Source organism: Streptosporangium jomthongense (genome assembly GCF_042650425.1).
Lineage (GTDB): Bacteria > Actinomycetota > Actinomycetes > Streptosporangiales > Streptosporangiaceae > Streptosporangium.
The window spans coordinates 96279-112448 of sequence record NZ_JBHSBC010000004.1 but is presented as its reverse complement, the minus strand read 5'-3'; the positions used below and the strand labels follow the sequence as shown (position 1 = coordinate 112448).

Below are 16170 nucleotides of genomic sequence, written 5' to 3'. Positions count from 1 at the left end.
ATCCACTGCGAAAATCGCCGCATGCGACGCAAAACACCTAAATTGCAGGTCATGACGGTCGCCATGTTGGTCGCCGGTATGACGTGGGCCGCGACGGGCGCGGCGTCCGCGCAGATCTCCCCCACGAAACCGCCCCTCGATCCGGCGGGGACCGAGAAGGACCCGCCTTTCACGTTGGGGCAGATCATCGCCGAGTACGGGAACACCGACCTCTGCGAACCGGGAAGCGGACCCGGCGGACCGGCCTTCAACGCCTTCGGAACCCAGCCGGTCCCGTTACCGGGGCAACGCGTCGTCAGAATCGTCATCACCGGTGACTCCTACATGTCCGGTGAGGGAACGAGTGACTACTACAACAAGAAGGGCGTCGTCCCTCCGCCGATGATTCCCGGGCCCAACGGGCCGGTTCCCGCCCCCGGATACTCCGCCGAGGACTACCAGACCGACTGGCGGCACAGGTCGCCCAACGCCGCCGTCATGGTGGCGATCGACCAGTTGCGGCGGGCCAATCCCGACGTCCACTTCGACGTACGGTTCAACGCCTCCTCCGGCGCGTCGTCGCAGCACTACTTCGTCCGGCAGCTGGACAACGAGAACCGCGACAACCCGCCGCAGCAGGAGGGCATCACCCGGGAAACGGACCTGGTCATCGCCGGATTCGGCGGCAACGACGTCCAGTTCGGGCCGCGGGTCCAGGACATGCTGAAGGGGGGCGCCGCGCAGAGCGCGATCATCAGAAACAACCTGCCCCTGCTGGACACCTCACGCGCGGACGAGACCGAATGGGCGGACTCGGCTCCCCCCACTCCTCCGCTGCAGCGCCCGCTCACCACTCCCTCGACGCTCTCGGCCCGCTATGTCCAGCTGGTACGCGCGATGCACGCCTCCGGGGGGTCGAAGACGAGGGTCATGCTCGTCAACTACCCCCAGAGCGTGAAGGCGGGGCAGCTGCCGACCGGGGTGATGGGCAGGCTCCTGAACTGGCACAACACCAACCTCGACCAGCTGGAGCCGCTGGCGGGCCAGTTGACCGCCTCGATGAGGAAGGCGATGCAGGTCCTGGTCTCCCACGGTGTCCAGGCCGACCTGCTCGACATCCAGAACGCCTTCGCCGGACACGAACTGGGCAGCCGCAGCCCGTACGTCCGCAACCTGGCCATCCAGGCGGGGCCCACGACCTTCAACAGGGTCCAGCAGACCGCGCACCCCACCAGGGCCGGCGCCGCCGTACTGGCGAACTACTACGCGCTGATGATCGCGGCCGAGGTGGGTGTCAAGGCGGTGCCCGAGGCGGGCGCGCCGGCACCGGACGCTCCGGCCCGCCCGTGCCAGTCGTCGACGGTGTGGGAGCCGCCGGACTGGACCCCGGGCGACGGCGGTTCCACCGGCGGCGGTGGTGGCGGTGGCGGAGGCAGGGGCGGTTCCCCCTGGGCTCCGACGGGCGTCGTCATCGGCACCCCGCCCTCCTCCTGGCTCTTCCCCGGCGGAGGCAACCCGAGCAACCCGGGCAACCCCGGTAACCCGAACCCCGGTACCCCGACCGGCACCGACCACGGCACCGTCGTCGTCCTTGAGCCGGTCAAGACGGTCCGGCCGGGCGACCCCGTCCCGGACCCCAGCCTCCTGAACCCCTTCCCGACCGGGGTGCCGAACAGCGGCGGAACGACCGCCACCTGTCAGCAACTGCTGTACATCCCCTGCACCCCCACCATGGTCAAGGTGCCGATGCAGTAAGGGCACGGGCCCTCCGGCGCCGGAGGGCCCGTACCGATGGTCATGAGGCCGGATCGGCGGCGAGGCGGTTCAGCTGCAGGTCGAGGGTCGCGACGGCCGTGTCGCGGTCGGTCTCACCCAGCATGAGCGCGTCGGCGAGCGCGCCCGCCGCGCCGAGCAGGATGCGCGCCTCCGCCTCGGCGGCGACGGCCGGACCGTAGGCCTCGGCGACGAGCCGCGTGACGGCGGCCGTCGCGGCGGACAGCCCCTCCCGGTAGAGCCGGTGGAGCTGGGGGTTCGCGGCGGTCGAGGCGAGGAAGGCGTGGCCCGTCAGGATCTGTTCGGCGCCGAGGTCCACAAGTGCCAGGAGGACCTGACGCAGCGCCGTACGCGGCGGATCACCCGGCCGTACGGCTGCCGCGAAGGCGCTCTCGATGTCGTGCCGCCGCATGGTCGCGGCCAGCCGCAACAGCTCTTCCTTGGCGGGGAAGTAGTGCTGGACCAGGCCCTTGGAGATCGAGGCCTCCACCGCGACGCGCCCGACGGTCACCGCCTCCGGGCCCTCGCGCACGCACAGCCGAAGCGCCGCCCTGGCGATCTCCTCACGCCGCGCGTCGTGGTCCACGCGCTTCGGCATCATCACCTCCGTGGAGCGTTTACAGTACGATCGTATCGTAAACGAGGGGGTTGCCATGGACACCATCGCGCCGAACGTCGGAGCGGCATTCAGGGCGGACAGGCTCGGTCACTTCCACGACGCCGCCGCCTACGCCAGATATCGGCAGGCCTACGACCGCGCGCTGGCGACCCTGCCCGCGCCGAGCGCGACGCTGGACGTGCCGACCGGCTTCGGCACCGTCCGCGCCTACCGGTTCGGGCCCGCCGACGGGGTGCCGCTGTTGCTGCTGCCCGGTCGTGCGGCGGCCGCGCCCATGTGGGAGGCCAACCTGGCGGGCCTGGCGAGGAACCGCCCGGTGTACGCGGTGGACCTCATGGGAGAGCCGGGCCTGTCCGTGCAGACCCGGCCGCTGACCTCCTCCGAGGACCAGGCGGCCTGGCTCACCTCACTGGTCGACGCCCTGCCGGAGCCGGAGCTCCACGTGCTGGGGCTGTCGATCGGCGGCTGGTCCGCGCTCAACCTCGTCGTCCGCCGACCGGCCGGGATCCGCTCGCTCGTCCTGCTCGAACCGGCCGTCACCTTCGGCGGCATCACCTGGAAGGTCGTCGTCGTCTCCCTGGGGTCGGTGCTCCCCATGCCCGGCGCGGTACGGCGACGCCTGCTGAGCTGGATCTCCGGTGGCGCCGACGCCTCGGAGGACGAGCCCGTCGCCGAGCTGATCGCCTCCGGCATGCGTGACTTCACCGCCGCCCTTCCCCGGCCCGACTACCCCACCGACGAGCAGATCGCCGGGATCGACCTGCCCACCCTGGTGGTGATCGGCGGCCGGAGCATCATCCACAATCCGGAGAAGGCCGTGGCACGGGCACGCCGCCTCCTGCGGCACGGCACCGTCGAACTCTGGCCGGAGGCGTCGCACGCCGTCAACGGCGAGTTCCCCGAACGCGTCGAGACCACCGTCAACGCCTTCCTGGCCGAGGTCGAGCGCCGCCCGTGAACATGACGTCCGTCAAGTGAGAAGCGGCTCCGGCGGCCGTCGAACTCCGGAGAATCATCCCGAAAGGACGACCCACAACCACGGTGACCGCGACCGTGGCGACGCCGGTGCGGCCGACGCCCTCGCCTCCCCATCGAGGAACCGTCCGCCCCGCTGCCCGGTGGTCAGCCGGCCCCTCCGAATTCGAGGATTCTCCAGGGGGCGTCGTCCGCCTGCCTGCCGACCAGGAAGCTGTAGGGGTAATGGCGGTCGTCGTCAGGAGGCTCTTCGCTGCACCGGCGGATCTCGACATCGACGTGGACTCTTTGAACCTGCCGATAACCGCCGGGTCCATAGGTGTCGGAAATCGGTCTGCCGACTTTGGAGACCTTCACGTCGGCCCACGTGTTGATCGGGTCGTTCAGCCAGCCGTGGAAACGCCGGTGATAGGACGGCGTCGACAAGGCGCGGGCCACGTCGGGGTCACGCGCCGCGACGGCGGCGAGATAGGCGCGGACCACCACGTCCGCAGCGGCGTCGTCCTTCGGCATGGTGACCGGTGGCCCCTGCGAAACGTCGCACGCGGCACAGCTTCTGCCGTTGACCAGGAGGAACAGGATGGTCAGCGCGAGAACCGCACGTCCCGGCTTCGTTCGCACGATGCTCCGATCCCGGCGCCCGTCAGAATAGCCTGGTCTCCGTGATTTAAAAGAATGTCATCCGGCGAAATGCTCAGGTGGTGAAACGCTCGCGGTAGTCCGTCGGGGTGACGCCGAAGCGTTGTCTGAAGACCCGGTGGAGTGTCTCGACGGAGCCGAGGCCGACCGTGTTCGCGATGGTCCGCAGACCGCTGCCGGTGTGGAGCAGGTGCCGCGCCGCGGCCTCCACCCGGATCGTCTCGACGTAGTCGGCGGGTGTGACCCCGACCTGGCGGCGGAAGAGCCGTGAGAAGTGGCGGACGCTGAGACCGGCCCGGCGCGCGAGCGCCTCGTTGGAGAGGTCCTCGGTGAGGTGGTCCGGTATCCACGCCTGCAGGCGAGCGATCCCGGCGTCCGATGCCGAGGGGTGCGCGAGGAGTTCGCTGAACTGGCTCTGCCCGCCGGGCCGTCGCATGTACATGACGAGCCACCGGGCGACCCGGCGGGCCAGTTCGGCGTCGTGGTCCTCGGCGACCAGGGCGAGGGCGAGGTCCATGCCCGCGGTCACCCCGGCCGACGTCCAGATGCGCCCGTCCTGCACGAAGATCGAGTCGGGGGCGACGGTCACCTCGGGGTGGTCGGCGGCGAGCCGTTCCGCCGCCGCCCAGTGCGTCGTCGCCCGCCGTCCGTCGAGCAGCCCGGCCGCCGCGAGGATGTGGGCCCCGACGCAGACCGATGTGATCCTCCGTACGTCGTGGTCGGCGAGGGTGGTGAGCCACTCGACGAGCGGTTCGGCCCGCAGGACCCTGGGGCCGGTCGTGTCCAGCACCAGGCCACCGGGCACGATCAACGTCCCGATCTCGCGGCGCAGCTCCGTCCAGGAGACGTCGGCGGCGATCGAGGCGCCTCCCGCGCAGCGGACGAGGCCCGCCTCCGGTCCGGCGACCACGATCTCGTAGCCGGGTGCGCCCTCGCCGAGAAGGCGGTCGGCGGTGGAGAACACCTCAAGCGGTCCGGCGACGTCGAGCAGTTCGACACCGTCGTACACGGTGATCACGACGAGATGCGAAGTCACGGTGCCCACTCTGCCGTACGGATGCGATGGCCGGATATGACATGTGCATGTCCTTGCGGACATCGGTTTCGCCGATCGACGATGGTGATCGTCCATCCACCGGTGACGTACGGAGCACCCGATGATTCCCTCGATTCCCGACTCGCCCATCGCCCAGGCGGCGGCCGCCCTCGCCGCCGAGGCCGAGCCCGTGGATCTGCTCAACCACAGCTACCGCACCTACCTCTTCGGCCGGTACCTGGTCGCCGAACCCGGGATCGACGAGGAGGCGGCCTTCGTCGCGGCCATGCTCCACGACCTCGGCCTGGCCGAGGACTACCGCGGCGAGGCGGAGTTCGCGCGCGTCGGGGCCGACCACGCGTGCCGCTTCCTCGAAGGGCGTGGCTGGGATCCGGACCGGATCCACCTGGTCGAGGAGGCGATCCTGCGGCACGCCAACATCCACGCCGAGGAGGTGCCCGAGTACCGCGTGATCCAGGCGGGGGCCGCCCTGGACGTCGGCGGGCTCGGCTACGAGCACGTCAGGAGGGATGATCTCTCCGGCGTTCTGAGGGCCTATCCGCGCCTCGGCTTCGCCTCGCACATGCGCGACCGCTTCCTCGGCGAGATCCGACGGCACCCGGAGGGTTCCTTCGCCGAACTGGAGCGGGCCCTCGGGGCGACCGACCTGATGGGCGCCAATCCGATCGACAGGCTGGAGGAGTAGCCGCCTCAGGGGCTTTCGAGCACGGTGCCGATCAGGGCGGTGCCGCGGTCCGTGCGGCCGCCGGGGCCGGGGTGGTAGCCGACCTGGTCGGCGGTCAGTTCGTCGCCGCACGACCGGCAGGTCACGGTGGCCCGGGTGTCGTCGCCACAGGTGTGGTGCCGGACGATCAGCGGCGGCCCCGCGTCGTCGGCCTCCCAGCGGTCGCCCCACGCGGTCAGCGCGAGCAGGACGGGCACCAGGTCCCGGCCCTTGTCCGTCAGGTGGTAGCCGTACCGGTCGGGCCGTTCGGCGTAGCGCTCACGCCGGAGCAGGCCGCCCTCCACCAGCCGTTCGAGGCGCTGGCTCAGCACGTTGGTCGCGGCGCCCAGGTCGCGCTGGAGGTCGTCGAACCTGTGCAGGCCGAGCGTCACGTCACGCATGATCAACAGCGCCCAGGGGTCACCCACGATCGCCGCGGAACGGGCGATCGAACATGCGATGCCGGTGAAGTCCGTTCTGGTCATATTTGAGTCCCTTGCTTAAAGCAAGTCAGCAGGATACCTTGCGCTTCATGTATCACGCTATTGTGCGGTCCGTTGTCAGGAGAACCTGGCGCAAGGTGGGCGCGGGCGACTACGAGGCGGCGGTCGCGATGGCCGCTCCCGATGTGCGCTTCCGGTTCGTCGGGGACACGGCGCTGGGCGCGGACGTGCGGGGCCGCGACGCGTTCCGGGCGTGGTTCGCCCGTTTCGAGGAGCGTCTGCCCGGGGTCCGGCTGAGGCTCGTCGACGTCGTGGCCAACGGCTGGCCGTGGAACACCAAGGTCGCGGTGTGCCTGCAGGTCGTCGGCACCCTGCGGGACGGGACGCCGTACCGCAACCTCGCCATGCAGTGGGTCACCCTCCGCTGGGGCCGCATGGTCGACGACGTCGTCGTCGAGGACACCCTCAAACTCGACGCGGCCCTGCGCGGTTCCGAGGCCTGAATTCCCGGCGCGGGGGCACGGGAAGGCAGGGAGAGGGAAACGCGACGCGGGGACGGCGCCGGGCACCGTCCCCGCGTCCGCGGGCCGTACGGGATCAGATCAGCGAGTGGACCTGCAGGGTCTCGGTACGGCCGGGGCCGACACCGATGGCCGAGATGCGGGCACCGCTCATGCTCTCCAGGGTCTTGACGTACGCCTGGGCGTTGGCGGGCAGGTCCTCGAAGGACTTGGCGCCGGAGATGTCCTCCTGCCAGCCGGGGAACTCCTCGTAGATCGGCTTGGCGTGGTGGAAGTCGGTCTGGGTCATCGGGATCTCGTCGTAGCGGACCCCGTCCACCTCGTAGGCGACGCACACCGGGATGCGCTCAAGGCCGGACAGGACGTCCAGCTTGGTGAGGAAGAAGTCGGTGACGCCGTTGATCCGGCTGGCGTAGCGGGCGATGACGGCGTCGAACCAGCCACAACGGCGGTTGCGGCCGGTGGTCACGCCGTACTCGCCGCCGGTCGTGCGCAGCCAGTCGCCCATCTCGTCGTCGAGCTCGGTCGGGAACGGGCCGGAGCCGACACGGGTCGTGTAGGCCTTGAGGATGCCGATCACGCGGGTCAGACGGGTCGGCGGGATGCCGGAACCCGAGCAGGCGCCGCCGCTGGTCGGGGAGGAGGAGGTGACGAAGGGGTAGGTGCCGTGGTCGATGTCGAGCAGGTTGCCCTGACCGCCTTCGAGCAGCACGACCTTGTTCTCGTCGAGGGCCCTGTTCAGGATCAGGGAGGTGTCGGCGATGTGCGGCTTGAGACGCTCGGCGTAGCCGAGGTACTCGTCGAGGACCTTGTTCGCGTCGATGGACCTACGGTTGTAGATCTTGGTGAGGATCTGGTTCTTCTCACCCAGGGCGATCTCGATCTTCTTCTGCAGGATGCCCGGGTCGAGCAGGTCCTGGACCCGGATGCCCATGCGGTAGATCTTGTCGCCGTACGCGGGACCGATGCCGCGGCCGGTCGTGCCGATCTTGGCCTTGCCGAGGTAGCGCTCGGAGACCTTGTCGAGGGCCTTGTGGTGCGGCATGATCAAGTGCGCGTTCGCGGAGATGAGCAGACGCTCCGAGGAGACGCCACGGGCCTGGAGGCCGTCGATCTCACTCAGCAGCACACCCGGGTCGATGACGACACCGTTGCCGATCACCGGGATGACGTTGGGGGAGAGCACTCCCGTCGGCAGCAGATGCAGCGCGTACTTCTGGTCGCCGATGACGACCGTGTGTCCCGCGTTGTTGCCACCCTGGTATCTGACGACGTAGTCGACCTGGTCACCGAGCAGATCGGTCGCCTTGCCCTTGCCCTCATCGCCCCACTGGGCACCCACGAGAACGACAGCCGGCATCGTTAGTCTCCAACCGCAAAAACCAAAGCCCCTGACGCAATCGCGACAGGGGCTCTTGCGAGGTGAGAATACCTGACCTGGTGGGAAATGGGGATTGTCCGTTTCCTGGCGGGTCAGCGTCCGTTCAGTTCCTCGGCGGCGGTGGCGCTCGAATCCCTCAGGAACTGCTGGCAACGTTCCGCCTCGTCCTTCTCGCCTATGGCCTGGGCCGCGCGGCCCAGAGCGTGCAGGCAGCGCAGGAAACCGCGGTTGGGCTCGTGTTCCCAGGGGATGGGACCGTGGCCCTTCCAGCCCGCCCTGCGGAGCTGGTCGAGACCGCGGTGATAGCCGGTCCTGGCGAAGGCGTAGGAGGTCACCGCGTGTCCGGCGGCGAACGCCTCGTCGGCGAGGGCGCCCCAGGCGGCGGGGTAGGCGGGGAAGCGCGCGGCGACGTCTGAGGCCTGGGCGCCGGACTCCAGCGCCTGCCTGGCCTCGGGCAGGTCGGGCAGCCTGGTGGGCGGCGGACCGGCGAGAAGGTTCTCGGATTCCATAGGGACAGTCCTACCCGTTGGGACGGGGTCAGGCCAAGATCGGCCGCCTGAGACGTGCCTTACTTCTGCGGACTCAGCGGCGGTAGCCCGGATGGACTCCGGGGGTGAGGCCCTGCTGTACGGCGACGGCCTCCAGGAGGGCGGCGAGCTGCTCACGCTGGGCCTCGTCGAGGGCGGCGCAGATGTCGTTCTCGTGCGCGGTGCCCACCTCGCGCATCCCGGCCATCACGCGTGAGCCCTCCTCGGTGAGGTACAGGGCGTAGTTGCGGCGGTCCTGGGGGTTGCGCCGCCGTTCGACGAGCCCCTTGCGCTCCAGGCCGTCGACCAGCGTGACGACCCGGCTGGGCACGACCCCGAGCTCCCCGGCCAGGGACTGCTGGCTGCGTCCGGGACGCATGGCGATCATGCGCAGCAGACCGACGTCCGAGGGGGCGACGCCCAGGGCGCCGACCCGCTCGGCGAAGCGCGCCGCCGCGTGCGCGCCCACCTGCGAGAGCAGGAACGCGGTGCCCCTGGGCTTCGACCATGGCGCCGTCCCGCTGTCGTGCTCCTCTGTGGTCATGGAGCGATGGTAGCTGTAGTGAATAGTTCTCTGCTATGAATAGTTCAGTAAAGAGAACGGAGAAGAGCGTGTCCCACGACATGACGGGCAGGGTCGCGCTGGTGACCGGCGGCTCACGGGGGATCGGTGCCGAGACCTCCCGTGTCCTGGCGGCCAGCGGCGCGAAGGTCGCGGTGAACGGCCGCGACCGGGCGGCGATCGACGAGGTCGTCGCCGACATCACCGCACGGGGAGGTACGGCGCTTGCCGTACCCGCGGACGTCACCGACGAGGACCAGGTGTCGGCCATGCGCGAGCGGATCGAACGCGAGCTCGGGCGGGTCGAGATCCTCGCCGCCTTCGCGGGCGGCTCCGGGGCGCCCGCCCCCACGGCCGATCTCGGGGCCGCCCGCTGGCGCGCGGTCATCGAGTCCGACCTGACCTCGGTCTACCTGACGGTCTCCGCGTTCCTGCCCGCCATGGTCGAGCGGGGCCGGGGCGCGATCGTCACCATGTCCTCGACGGCGGGACGCCACCCCGGCGGGGCGAACGCCGCCTACGCCGCCGCGAAGGCCGGGGTGGTGATGTTCACCAAACACCTGGCCAACGAGGTCGGCGGGCACGGCGTCCGCGTCAACTGCGTGGCCCCCTCGGCCGTGCTCAACGAACGCATGCGGCGGTTCATGTCCGACGAGCAACTCGACGGGCTGGCCGCCTCCTACCCCCTGGGCCGCATCGGGCGTCCCGAGGACGTCGCCCAGGCCGTCCTGTACCTCGTCTCGGACGCCTCGTCCTGGGTGACCGGGGTCACCCTCGACCTGACCGGCGGCCGGGTGATCGTGTGAGCGAGACGACCGTACGGCGCAACGGCCAAGGCGGCCCTCCGCTGGGCGTCCTCGGCGTCGTGTTCACCGTGCTGTTCCTGGCCGGGATCATCGTCAGCACGATCATGGCGGGTGGCGCGACCTTCCCCTCGCCCTTCGGGGACGGGGTCGTCGACTACTTCAGGGAGAACGGCAACGCCGTCGCGGTGACCGGGTTCCTGCAGTTCGCCGCCTCGGTCCCGCTGGCCGTCTACGCCGCGACCGCCTCGGCCCGGCTGCACAACCTCGGCGTCCGCGCGCCCGGCGCCGTCATCGCCCTGACGGGCGGCGCGCTCGCCTCGGTCATGCTGACCATGTCCGCGCTGTTCAGCTGGACGCTCTCGCGCCCCGAGGTGATCGCGGAGCCCGGTGTGGTCCGCGCGCTGCACTTCCTGGCCTTCGCCGCCGGCGGCGTCGGGCACGTCGTCTTCCTGGGACTGCTCATCGCGGGCGTCGCCGTACCGGGCTGGCTGGCCGGGCTGCTGCCGCGCCCGTTCGCGCTGGCCGGCCTGGTGATCGCCGTGGTGGCCGAGCTGACCACCCTCGTCATCCCGCTGACCGGGCTGGCCGTGCTGCTGCCTGTGGCCCGTTTCGGCGGCATGGCCTGGCTGGTGGCCGCCGGATTCCTGTTGCCCCGCACCCGGACCCGCGGCAACGGCCGCCCGACCGTCACGAAGGAGACCCCGTGAACACCGCGATACTCGAAAAGCTCATCAGGTTCCAGCACCCGGAGAAGGTCCTCGGCTATCTCGGCGGGCTCGACGACACCCGCGTCGCCGCGCTCTTCGGTCTCGACGAGGACGCCTACCTGCGGATACGCCGCGACCACGAGGACCAGGTGCGCCGGACGGCGGAGGAACTGCTCGACGACCCGGCGTTCGCCGCGAAGGTGGACAGGCTGCCCTTCGAACCCGGCCTGCGCGTCGTGGCCGTCGGTGAGAGCACGACCGACGACCTGCTGTCCTGGTTCGAGATCCTGCGCCACCTCCTCGCCCTGCGGCGTCCCGGCGACGGGATCGTCCTGGTGAACACGGCCGTCTCCGGGCAGACGAGCACCCAGGCCCTGGCCGGCTCGCCCGCGGTTGCCTTCCAGCGGCCCGACTGGGTGCTGTGCATGCTGGGTGCCAACGACGTGCGGCGCTTCGGCGGTCCCGAGGGGCCGATCCTGGTCAGCCCCGCCGAGACCGGCCGCAACCTGGGAGCGCTGCGCGACATCGTCACCGCGCGCACCGGAGCCCGCTGGGTGTGGGTCGCGCCGAGCCCGATCGACGACGCGCGGGTCGCGGCCTACCAGCCGTTCCTGCAGGGCGGCTTCTCCTGGAGCGACCGCGACCTCGACCCCGTGGGCGCCTTCCTGGCCGCCCAGCCGGAGCCCGTGGTCGGCGGCGGCCCCGCCGTCGCGAAGGAGGGCGCCCACGCCCACCTCGACGACGGGGTGCACCTGTCCCTCGCGGGCCAGCGGGCCCTGGCCGTCGCCGTGGTCGAGACCCTCGCGGACCTCACGTGAAGCTGATCGTCTTCGGCGCGACGGGCGGCACCGGCCTGCAGGTCGTGGTCCGGGCCCTCGACGCCGGTCACGACGTCACCGCCGTCGTGCGGGACCCGGCGCGGCTCGGCGCGGGCGGTGCCGTGGGTGGGGACCCCCGGCTGACCGTGGTCCGGGGCGACGTCCTGGAACCCGGGACGTGGCGGCAGGACGTCGGCGGCCACGACGCGGTCCTGTCCTGCCTGGGCAGCAGGGACCGCAAACACCCCACGACCGTCTACTCGCGGGGCACGTCCAACATCATCGACGCCATGCTCGGCACCGGGGTACGACGGCTGCTGTGCCTGTCGTCCGCGGGCCTGGAGATCCCACCGGGAACCCCCTTGGCCCAGCGCCTGGTCACCAGGCTTGTCATCCAGCGCCTCTACCGGTACGGCTACGCCGACATGGCCGCCATGGAACGCCTCGTCAAGGCGGGCTCCGTGGACTGGACGATCATCCGCCCGCCCATGCTCACCGACAAACCGGCGACCGGGCACCCCCGCGCCGCGATCGACGGCCACCTGGAGGGACTGCGCAGCGTCTCCAGGGCGGACCTGGCCGACTACATGATCGGGCACGTCGAGGACCGGGAGACCTGGGGAAGGACGGTCGAGGTCGGTTCGTGACCCGGTGTCCGGCCCCTCGACGGGGGTGGGCCGGAAACGGTTTCCCGGCGGCCCGCCGTCAACCCCGAACGGGGCGGGCCGCCGGGATCTCCGGACGAGGTGACCCGCCGGAGCCTCCGAACGAAGCGGCCGGTCAGGGCCTCCGGACGGGGCGGGCCGCCGGGGTCTCCGGACGAGAGGAGCCCGGGTCCGAACGCGGACCCGGGCTCGAAGGACTCAGGCTCAGGCTCAGGCTCAGGCTCAGGTGAGCCTGGTGCCCGCGGACTTCAGGTGCCGGCAGGCCTCGGCGATACGGTCCGCCATGGAGGTCTCGGCCGCCTTGCCGTACGAACGGGGGTCGTAGGCCTTCTTGTTGCCGACGTCGCCGTCCACCTTGAGCACGCCGTCGTAGTTCTTGAACATGTGGTCGGCGATCGGGCGGGTGAAGGCGTACTGCGTGTCGGTGTCGATGTTCATCTTGATCACGCCGTACGAGATCGCCTCGTGGATCTCTTCGAGCAGCGAACCGGAACCGCCGTGGAAGACCAGGTCGAAGGGCTTCTCCTTGCCGTACTTCGTGCCGACGGCCTCCTGGATCTCCTTCAGCACGCCGGGACGGAGCTTGACGTGGCCCGGCTTGTAGACGCCGTGCACGTTGCCGAAGGTCGCCGCCAGCATGTAGCGGCCCCGCTCGCCCAGACCGAGGGCGTCGGCGGTGGCCAGGGCGTCCTCGGCCGTGGTGTAGAGCTTCTCGTTGATCTCTCCGACGACGCCGTCCTCCTCGCCGCCGACGACGCCGATCTCCACCTCAAGGACGATCTTCGCGCGGGCGGTCTTGTCCAGCAGCTCCTGCGCGATGTCCAGGTTCTCCTCAAGCGGTACGGCGGAGCCGTCCCACATGTGCGACTGGAACAACGGGTCCTGGCCGCGGGCGACGCGTTCGAGGGAGATGTCCAGCAGCGGCCGCACGAAGCCGGGGAGCTTGTCCTTGGGGCAGTGGTCGGTGTGCAGGGCGACCGTCACGGGGTACTTGGCCGCGACGACCCTGGCGTACTCCGCCAGCGCGGTCGCGCCGGTCACCATGTCCTTGACGGTGGTTCCGGAGAGGAATTCGGCGCCACCGGTCGAAACCTGGATGATGCCGTCGCTCTCCGCCTCGGCGAACCCTCTGAGCGCGGCGTTGAGGGTCTGGGACGAGGTCACGTTGATCGCCGGGTAGGCGAACTCACCGGCCTTGGCCCGGTTGAGCATCTCGGCGTAGACCTCTGGAGTCGCGATGGGCATCGGTGTCATCTCCCTAGAGACGGCGGTGAACTGCTGGCGCGGGGTCCGGCCGGGGCCAGGCCCTCAGCCAGTATTCCGGGTTCCTTCCCAGCCGGACAGTCCGGGCAACACTTGTGCCCGCGAAGATCTCTCGATCCGGGGGCTTTGCCCGGGTAGGCTTCACGCCGATGGACCTCCTGCATAACATCCTCGACCCGAAGTGGTGGCTCGGCCTTCTCGGCCCGTTCGCCACCATCGGCGTGCTCGGCATCATCTTCGCCGAGACCGGGCTGCTGCTCGGCTTCTTCCTGCCAGGTGACTCGCTGCTCGTCGCGGCGGGGGTGTTCAGCACGGCCGAGGCGGCCAAGGCCATACCCGGCCTGGAACCGCTCTCGTTCCCGGTGCTGCTCGTCCTGGCTCCCCTCTGCGCGATCGTGGGGGCCCAGCTCGGCCACCACCTCGGCGCCAGATACGGCCGCAAGATGTTCGACCGGCCCGACTCCCGGCTCTTCAAGCGGGAGTACGTGGAGAAGGCCGAATACTACTTCCAGCGGTTCGGCCCGGCCAGGGCGGTGGTCATCGCCAGGTTCATCCCGATCGTGCGGACGTTCCTGAACCCCGTCGCGGGCACGCTCGGCATGGACGCCAAGCGGTTCTTCCTGTGGAACTGCGTCGGCGCCGTGCTGTGGACCGACAGCCTGTTGATCTTCGGCCGCCTGGTCGGCTCCGCGGTGCCCAACGTCGACAGGTACATCCTGCCGGGCGCCCTTGTGATCATCCTGCTGTCCGTCATCCCGATCATTCGGGAGGTCCTGAAGAGCCGCAAGGAGGGCAAGGCCGTACAGACTCCGCAGGGCAGGCACCACCGGGGCGCGCCGACCGGCACCCCTGGTGAGCCCGGTCTCTGACCGTTCTTCCTCAGTCCGGCCGAAGCCCCTCCCAGGTCCGCTGCCTGCCGCTACTCTCCACACTGTGGGACGCCACAGGTCTGATCCGATGGGTATAGCGCGCCTCGGCCTCGCGGCTCTGGCGGTGCTGGCGCTCGTCGCCTTGGTCGTGATCGGCGTCAGGTCCCTGTCGGGAGCGCTCTCCGTCGCGGCCCCGAAGCCGACGCCGACCGTCACTCCGCCGTCCCCTGAGCCCTCCGCCGCCTCGCCGCGGCGGGTGCCCACGGTCGTGGTGCGGTGTGTGCGGGAACGTTGCCCCACGGTCTTCCTGAAGGAGGCCGGGGGCGACGTGCTGATCAACCGGGAGATGGACGACGGCGAGCAGGTCCGTTCCTTCGAGCGGAAGCTCGAAGTGGTGCTGGCCGACTCCGCCTCGGTCAAGGTGCTGGTGAACGGGGAGGAGCGCCCCCCGGGCAGTCCGGGGAAGCGCCAGGAGTTCACCGTCTCCCGTGACTGATCAGGCCAGGCCGAGGTCCCCGAGGGTGTAGGCGGTCAGGTACGGCAGGCCGGCGGCGGCGATCGCCGAGGCCGCGCCACGGTCCACGATCGTGGCGACCGCGACGACCTCGGCGCCCGCCTCGCGCAGCGCCTCGACCGCCGTCAGCGGGGAACCACCGGTCGTCGAGGTGTCCTCGACGGCCAGCACCCGCCGCCCGGCCACGTCCGGCCCCTCGATCCTGCGCTGCATGCCGTGCGCCTTCTGCGCCTTGCGGACGACGAAGGCGTCGAGCCTGCGGCCCCGCGCCGCCGCGGCGTGCAGCATGGCCGTGGCCACCGGGTCGGCGCCCAGCGTCAGCCCGCCGACGGCCTCGTAGTCGAGGTCCTCCGTGAGGTCCAGCATGACCCGGCCGACCAGCGGCGCCGCGTGCCCGTCGAGGGTCACCCTGCGCATGTCCACGTAGAAGTCGGCCTCCTTGCCGGAGGACAGCACGACCTTTCCGTGCACGACGCCCTTGTCCTTGATCTCGGTCAGCAGGTTCTCGCGATCGCTCATGGCAACAAGGTTAGGGTGGCCGCCGAGAGCCTTGTGCGGCGGGCGAATCCACGTGCCGCGGGGGCCTCAAGAACGGGACAAACTGGTACGGTCTGCGTAAACCCTCCGGCGTATGGTCATGCGCGGGTCGAATCGTCGGGATTCACCCTCGGACGATCAGCGGCTTGATTACCCTGAGAAAGGGCCGCCTGTTCTGGTCTCTCAAGGGGTTCTTTCAGGCGTTTGTGAGCCGGAAGGGCCGGGCCACGCAAGAAAGGGCGGTTTCGCGTGGATCGCTGCGCGCTTTTCGTGGACGCTGGATATCTGCTGGCCGACGGCGCTATGGCGGTGCACAGTACCCGTCATCGGGAGGAGGTCTCGTGGGACTACCGGGGACTGCTCTCCCTGCTCAACGAACTCTCCAGGGAACGCACCGGTCTGCCGCTGCTGCGCTGCTACTGGTACGAGGCCACCGTCGAGGGCCGTCGCACTCCCGAGCATGACGCGCTGGCCGACCTTCCCGGGCTCAAGCTTCGTCTGTCCCGCATCCGTCCCGGCCGCCGCGAGGGTGTGGACGCCCAGGTCCACCGCGACCTGATGACCCTGGCACGCAACGGCGCGGTCTGCGACGCGGTCGTGGTCAGCGGCGACGAGGACCTGGCCCAGGTCGTGTGCGACGCCCAGGACTTCGGGGTCCGGGTCACCGTCGTGCACATCACCGCGGACGGCAGCTGGGCCGTCTCGCGCTCGCTCCGCCAGGAGTGCGACGACCTGATCGAGATCAGCGCCTCCCATCTGAGGCCGTACGTCACCGTGACGTCGAGCGTCTCGGTCGGCGTCACGGTCACCCC

Annotated in this window: 20 protein-coding genes; 11 read left to right on the top strand and 9 right to left on the bottom strand. The window is 70.2% G+C overall.

Annotation, left to right across the window (positions count from 1 at the left end; translation table 11 throughout):
• Positions 1–51: 51 nt before the first annotated feature.
• On the top strand, positions 52–1734 hold the full coding sequence (locus ACFOYY_RS06675) for a hypothetical protein (RefSeq protein ID WP_386188644.1): 1683 nt from the start codon (positions 52–54) through the stop codon (positions 1732–1734).
• A 40-nt stretch (positions 1735–1774) separates the two neighbouring features.
• On the opposite strand, the gene ACFOYY_RS06670 is transcribed toward ACFOYY_RS06675, so the two are convergent.
• Positions 1775–2350, bottom strand: coding sequence for a TetR/AcrR family transcriptional regulator (locus tag ACFOYY_RS06670; protein ID WP_352011116.1), 576 nt, complete (start codon positions 2348–2350; stop codon positions 1775–1777).
• 55 nt (positions 2351–2405) lie between these two features.
• Here ACFOYY_RS06670 and ACFOYY_RS06665 point away from each other — a divergent pair, with 55 nt between their 5' ends.
• Complete coding sequence (locus ACFOYY_RS06665) at positions 2406–3329, top strand: alpha/beta fold hydrolase (RefSeq protein ID WP_386188642.1); 924 nt, start codon at positions 2406–2408, stop codon at positions 3327–3329.
• A gap of 164 nt (positions 3330–3493) precedes the next feature.
• On the opposite strand, the gene ACFOYY_RS06660 is transcribed toward ACFOYY_RS06665, so the two are convergent.
• Together ACFOYY_RS06660 and ACFOYY_RS06655 are read right to left on the bottom strand one after the other, a co-directional pair.
• Positions 3494–3967, bottom strand: coding sequence for a hypothetical protein (locus ACFOYY_RS06660; RefSeq protein ID WP_386188640.1), 474 nt, complete (start codon positions 3965–3967; stop codon positions 3494–3496).
• A 73-nt stretch (positions 3968–4040) separates the two neighbouring features.
• Positions 4041–5021 (bottom strand): GlxA family transcriptional regulator, encoded by a 981-nt coding sequence (locus tag ACFOYY_RS06655; RefSeq protein ID WP_386188638.1) that lies wholly within the window; start codon positions 5019–5021, stop codon positions 4041–4043.
• A 121-nt stretch (positions 5022–5142) separates the two neighbouring features.
• Here ACFOYY_RS06655 and ACFOYY_RS06650 point away from each other — a divergent pair, with 121 nt between their 5' ends.
• Positions 5143–5727: an HD domain-containing protein gene (locus ACFOYY_RS06650; RefSeq protein ID WP_386188636.1), complete on the top strand. Its 585-nt coding sequence runs from the start codon at positions 5143–5145 to the stop codon at positions 5725–5727.
• A 5-nt stretch (positions 5728–5732) separates the two neighbouring features.
• Here ACFOYY_RS06650 and ACFOYY_RS06645 read toward each other — a convergent pair whose 3' ends face one another.
• Positions 5733–6230, bottom strand: coding sequence for a winged helix-turn-helix transcriptional regulator (locus ACFOYY_RS06645; RefSeq protein WP_386188634.1), 498 nt, complete (start codon positions 6228–6230; stop codon positions 5733–5735).
• 62 nt (positions 6231–6292) lie between these two features.
• Between ACFOYY_RS06645 and ACFOYY_RS06640 the strand changes: the two genes are divergently transcribed.
• Positions 6293–6691, top strand: a complete 399-nt coding sequence (locus ACFOYY_RS06640; RefSeq protein ID WP_352011109.1) for a nuclear transport factor 2 family protein — start codon at positions 6293–6295, stop codon at positions 6689–6691.
• 94 nt (positions 6692–6785) lie between these two features.
• Here ACFOYY_RS06640 and ACFOYY_RS06635 read toward each other — a convergent pair whose 3' ends face one another.
• The 3 genes from ACFOYY_RS06635 to ACFOYY_RS06625 form a co-directional block, all read right to left on the bottom strand.
• On the bottom strand, positions 6786–8069 hold the full coding sequence (locus ACFOYY_RS06635) for an adenylosuccinate synthase (RefSeq protein ID WP_352011108.1): 1284 nt from the start codon (positions 8067–8069) through the stop codon (positions 6786–6788).
• A 113-nt stretch (positions 8070–8182) separates the two neighbouring features.
• Positions 8183–8599: a DUF3151 domain-containing protein gene (locus ACFOYY_RS06630; protein ID WP_352011107.1), complete on the bottom strand. Its 417-nt coding sequence runs from the start codon at positions 8597–8599 to the stop codon at positions 8183–8185.
• A 73-nt stretch (positions 8600–8672) separates the two neighbouring features.
• Complete coding sequence (locus ACFOYY_RS06625) at positions 8673–9161, bottom strand: MarR family winged helix-turn-helix transcriptional regulator (protein WP_362777731.1); 489 nt, start codon at positions 9159–9161, stop codon at positions 8673–8675.
• A gap of 68 nt (positions 9162–9229) precedes the next feature.
• On the opposite strand from ACFOYY_RS06625, the gene ACFOYY_RS06620 reads away from it, so the two are divergent.
• The 4 genes from ACFOYY_RS06620 to ACFOYY_RS06605 are packed head-to-tail and all read left to right on the top strand — an operon-like array spanning position 9230 to position 12157.
• On the top strand, positions 9230–9985 hold the full coding sequence (locus ACFOYY_RS06620; protein ID WP_352011105.1) for an SDR family NAD(P)-dependent oxidoreductase: 756 nt from the start codon (positions 9230–9232) through the stop codon (positions 9983–9985).
• Positions 9982–10692 (top strand): hypothetical protein, encoded by a 711-nt coding sequence (locus ACFOYY_RS06615; RefSeq protein ID WP_386188631.1) that lies wholly within the window; start codon positions 9982–9984, stop codon positions 10690–10692. The genes ACFOYY_RS06620 and ACFOYY_RS06615 overlap by 4 nt, the downstream gene beginning before the upstream one ends.
• Positions 10689–11510 (top strand): SGNH/GDSL hydrolase family protein, encoded by an 822-nt coding sequence (locus tag ACFOYY_RS06610; protein WP_352011103.1) that lies wholly within the window; start codon positions 10689–10691, stop codon positions 11508–11510. Before ACFOYY_RS06615 ends, ACFOYY_RS06610 begins: the two co-directional genes overlap by 4 nt.
• Positions 11507–12157 (top strand): NAD(P)-dependent oxidoreductase, encoded by a 651-nt coding sequence (locus ACFOYY_RS06605; protein ID WP_386188629.1) that lies wholly within the window; start codon positions 11507–11509, stop codon positions 12155–12157. The genes ACFOYY_RS06610 and ACFOYY_RS06605 overlap by 4 nt, the downstream gene beginning before the upstream one ends.
• A gap of 240 nt (positions 12158–12397) precedes the next feature.
• On the opposite strand, the gene fbaA is transcribed toward ACFOYY_RS06605, so the two are convergent.
• Complete coding sequence (gene fbaA, locus ACFOYY_RS06600; protein WP_352011101.1) at positions 12398–13420, bottom strand: class II fructose-bisphosphate aldolase; 1023 nt, start codon at positions 13418–13420, stop codon at positions 12398–12400.
• A gap of 167 nt (positions 13421–13587) precedes the next feature.
• Between fbaA and ACFOYY_RS06595 the strand changes: the two genes are divergently transcribed.
• Together ACFOYY_RS06595 and ACFOYY_RS06590 are read left to right on the top strand one after the other, a co-directional pair.
• Positions 13588–14307 (top strand): DedA family protein, encoded by a 720-nt coding sequence (locus ACFOYY_RS06595; RefSeq protein ID WP_352011100.1) that lies wholly within the window; start codon positions 13588–13590, stop codon positions 14305–14307.
• An 88-nt stretch (positions 14308–14395) separates the two neighbouring features.
• Positions 14396–14803 (top strand): hypothetical protein, encoded by a 408-nt coding sequence (locus ACFOYY_RS06590; RefSeq protein ID WP_352011099.1) that lies wholly within the window; start codon positions 14396–14398, stop codon positions 14801–14803.
• On the opposite strand, the gene pyrE is transcribed toward ACFOYY_RS06590, so the two are convergent.
• Positions 14804–15340: an orotate phosphoribosyltransferase gene (gene pyrE, locus ACFOYY_RS06585; RefSeq protein WP_362777740.1), complete on the bottom strand. Its 537-nt coding sequence runs from the start codon at positions 15338–15340 to the stop codon at positions 14804–14806.
• Positions 15341–15607: 267 nt separating this feature from the next.
• Here pyrE and ACFOYY_RS06580 point away from each other — a divergent pair.
• On the top strand, positions 15608–16170 hold a 563-nt coding region (locus tag ACFOYY_RS06580), incomplete at its 3' end, for an NYN domain-containing protein (protein ID WP_449343609.1).

What these genes read in the sequence shown, in the direction of transcription:
- ACFOYY_RS06590 (WP_352011099.1), top strand. Translation starts at nt 14,396, where the DNA reads ATGGGTATAGCGCGCCTCGGCCTCGCGGCTCTGGCGGTGCTGGCGCTC.
- ACFOYY_RS06645 (WP_386188634.1), bottom strand. Translation starts at nt 6,230, where the DNA reads ATGACCAGAACGGACTTCACCGGCATCGCATGTTCGATCGCCCGTTCC.
- ACFOYY_RS06670 (WP_352011116.1), bottom strand. Translation starts at nt 2,350, where the DNA reads ATGCCGAAGCGCGTGGACCACGACGCGCGGCGTGAGGAGATCGCCAGG.
- ACFOYY_RS06635 (WP_352011108.1), bottom strand. Translation starts at nt 8,069, where the DNA reads ATGCCGGCTGTCGTTCTCGTGGGTGCCCAGTGGGGCGATGAGGGCAAG.
- ACFOYY_RS06595 (WP_352011100.1), top strand. Translation starts at nt 13,588, where the DNA reads ATGGACCTCCTGCATAACATCCTCGACCCGAAGTGGTGGCTCGGCCTT.
- ACFOYY_RS06665 (WP_386188642.1), top strand. Translation starts at nt 2,406, where the DNA reads ATGGACACCATCGCGCCGAACGTCGGAGCGGCATTCAGGGCGGACAGG.
- ACFOYY_RS06625 (WP_362777731.1), bottom strand. Translation starts at nt 9,161, where the DNA reads ATGACCACAGAGGAGCACGACAGCGGGACGGCGCCATGGTCGAAGCCC.
- ACFOYY_RS06650 (WP_386188636.1), top strand. Translation starts at nt 5,143, where the DNA reads ATGATTCCCTCGATTCCCGACTCGCCCATCGCCCAGGCGGCGGCCGCC.
- ACFOYY_RS06630 (WP_352011107.1), bottom strand. Translation starts at nt 8,599, where the DNA reads ATGGAATCCGAGAACCTTCTCGCCGGTCCGCCGCCCACCAGGCTGCCC.
- ACFOYY_RS06675 (WP_386188644.1), top strand. Translation starts at nt 52, where the DNA reads ATGACGGTCGCCATGTTGGTCGCCGGTATGACGTGGGCCGCGACGGGC.
- pyrE (WP_362777740.1), bottom strand. Translation starts at nt 15,340, where the DNA reads ATGAGCGATCGCGAGAACCTGCTGACCGAGATCAAGGACAAGGGCGTC.
- fbaA (WP_352011101.1), bottom strand. Translation starts at nt 13,420, where the DNA reads ATGCCCATCGCGACTCCAGAGGTCTACGCCGAGATGCTCAACCGGGCC.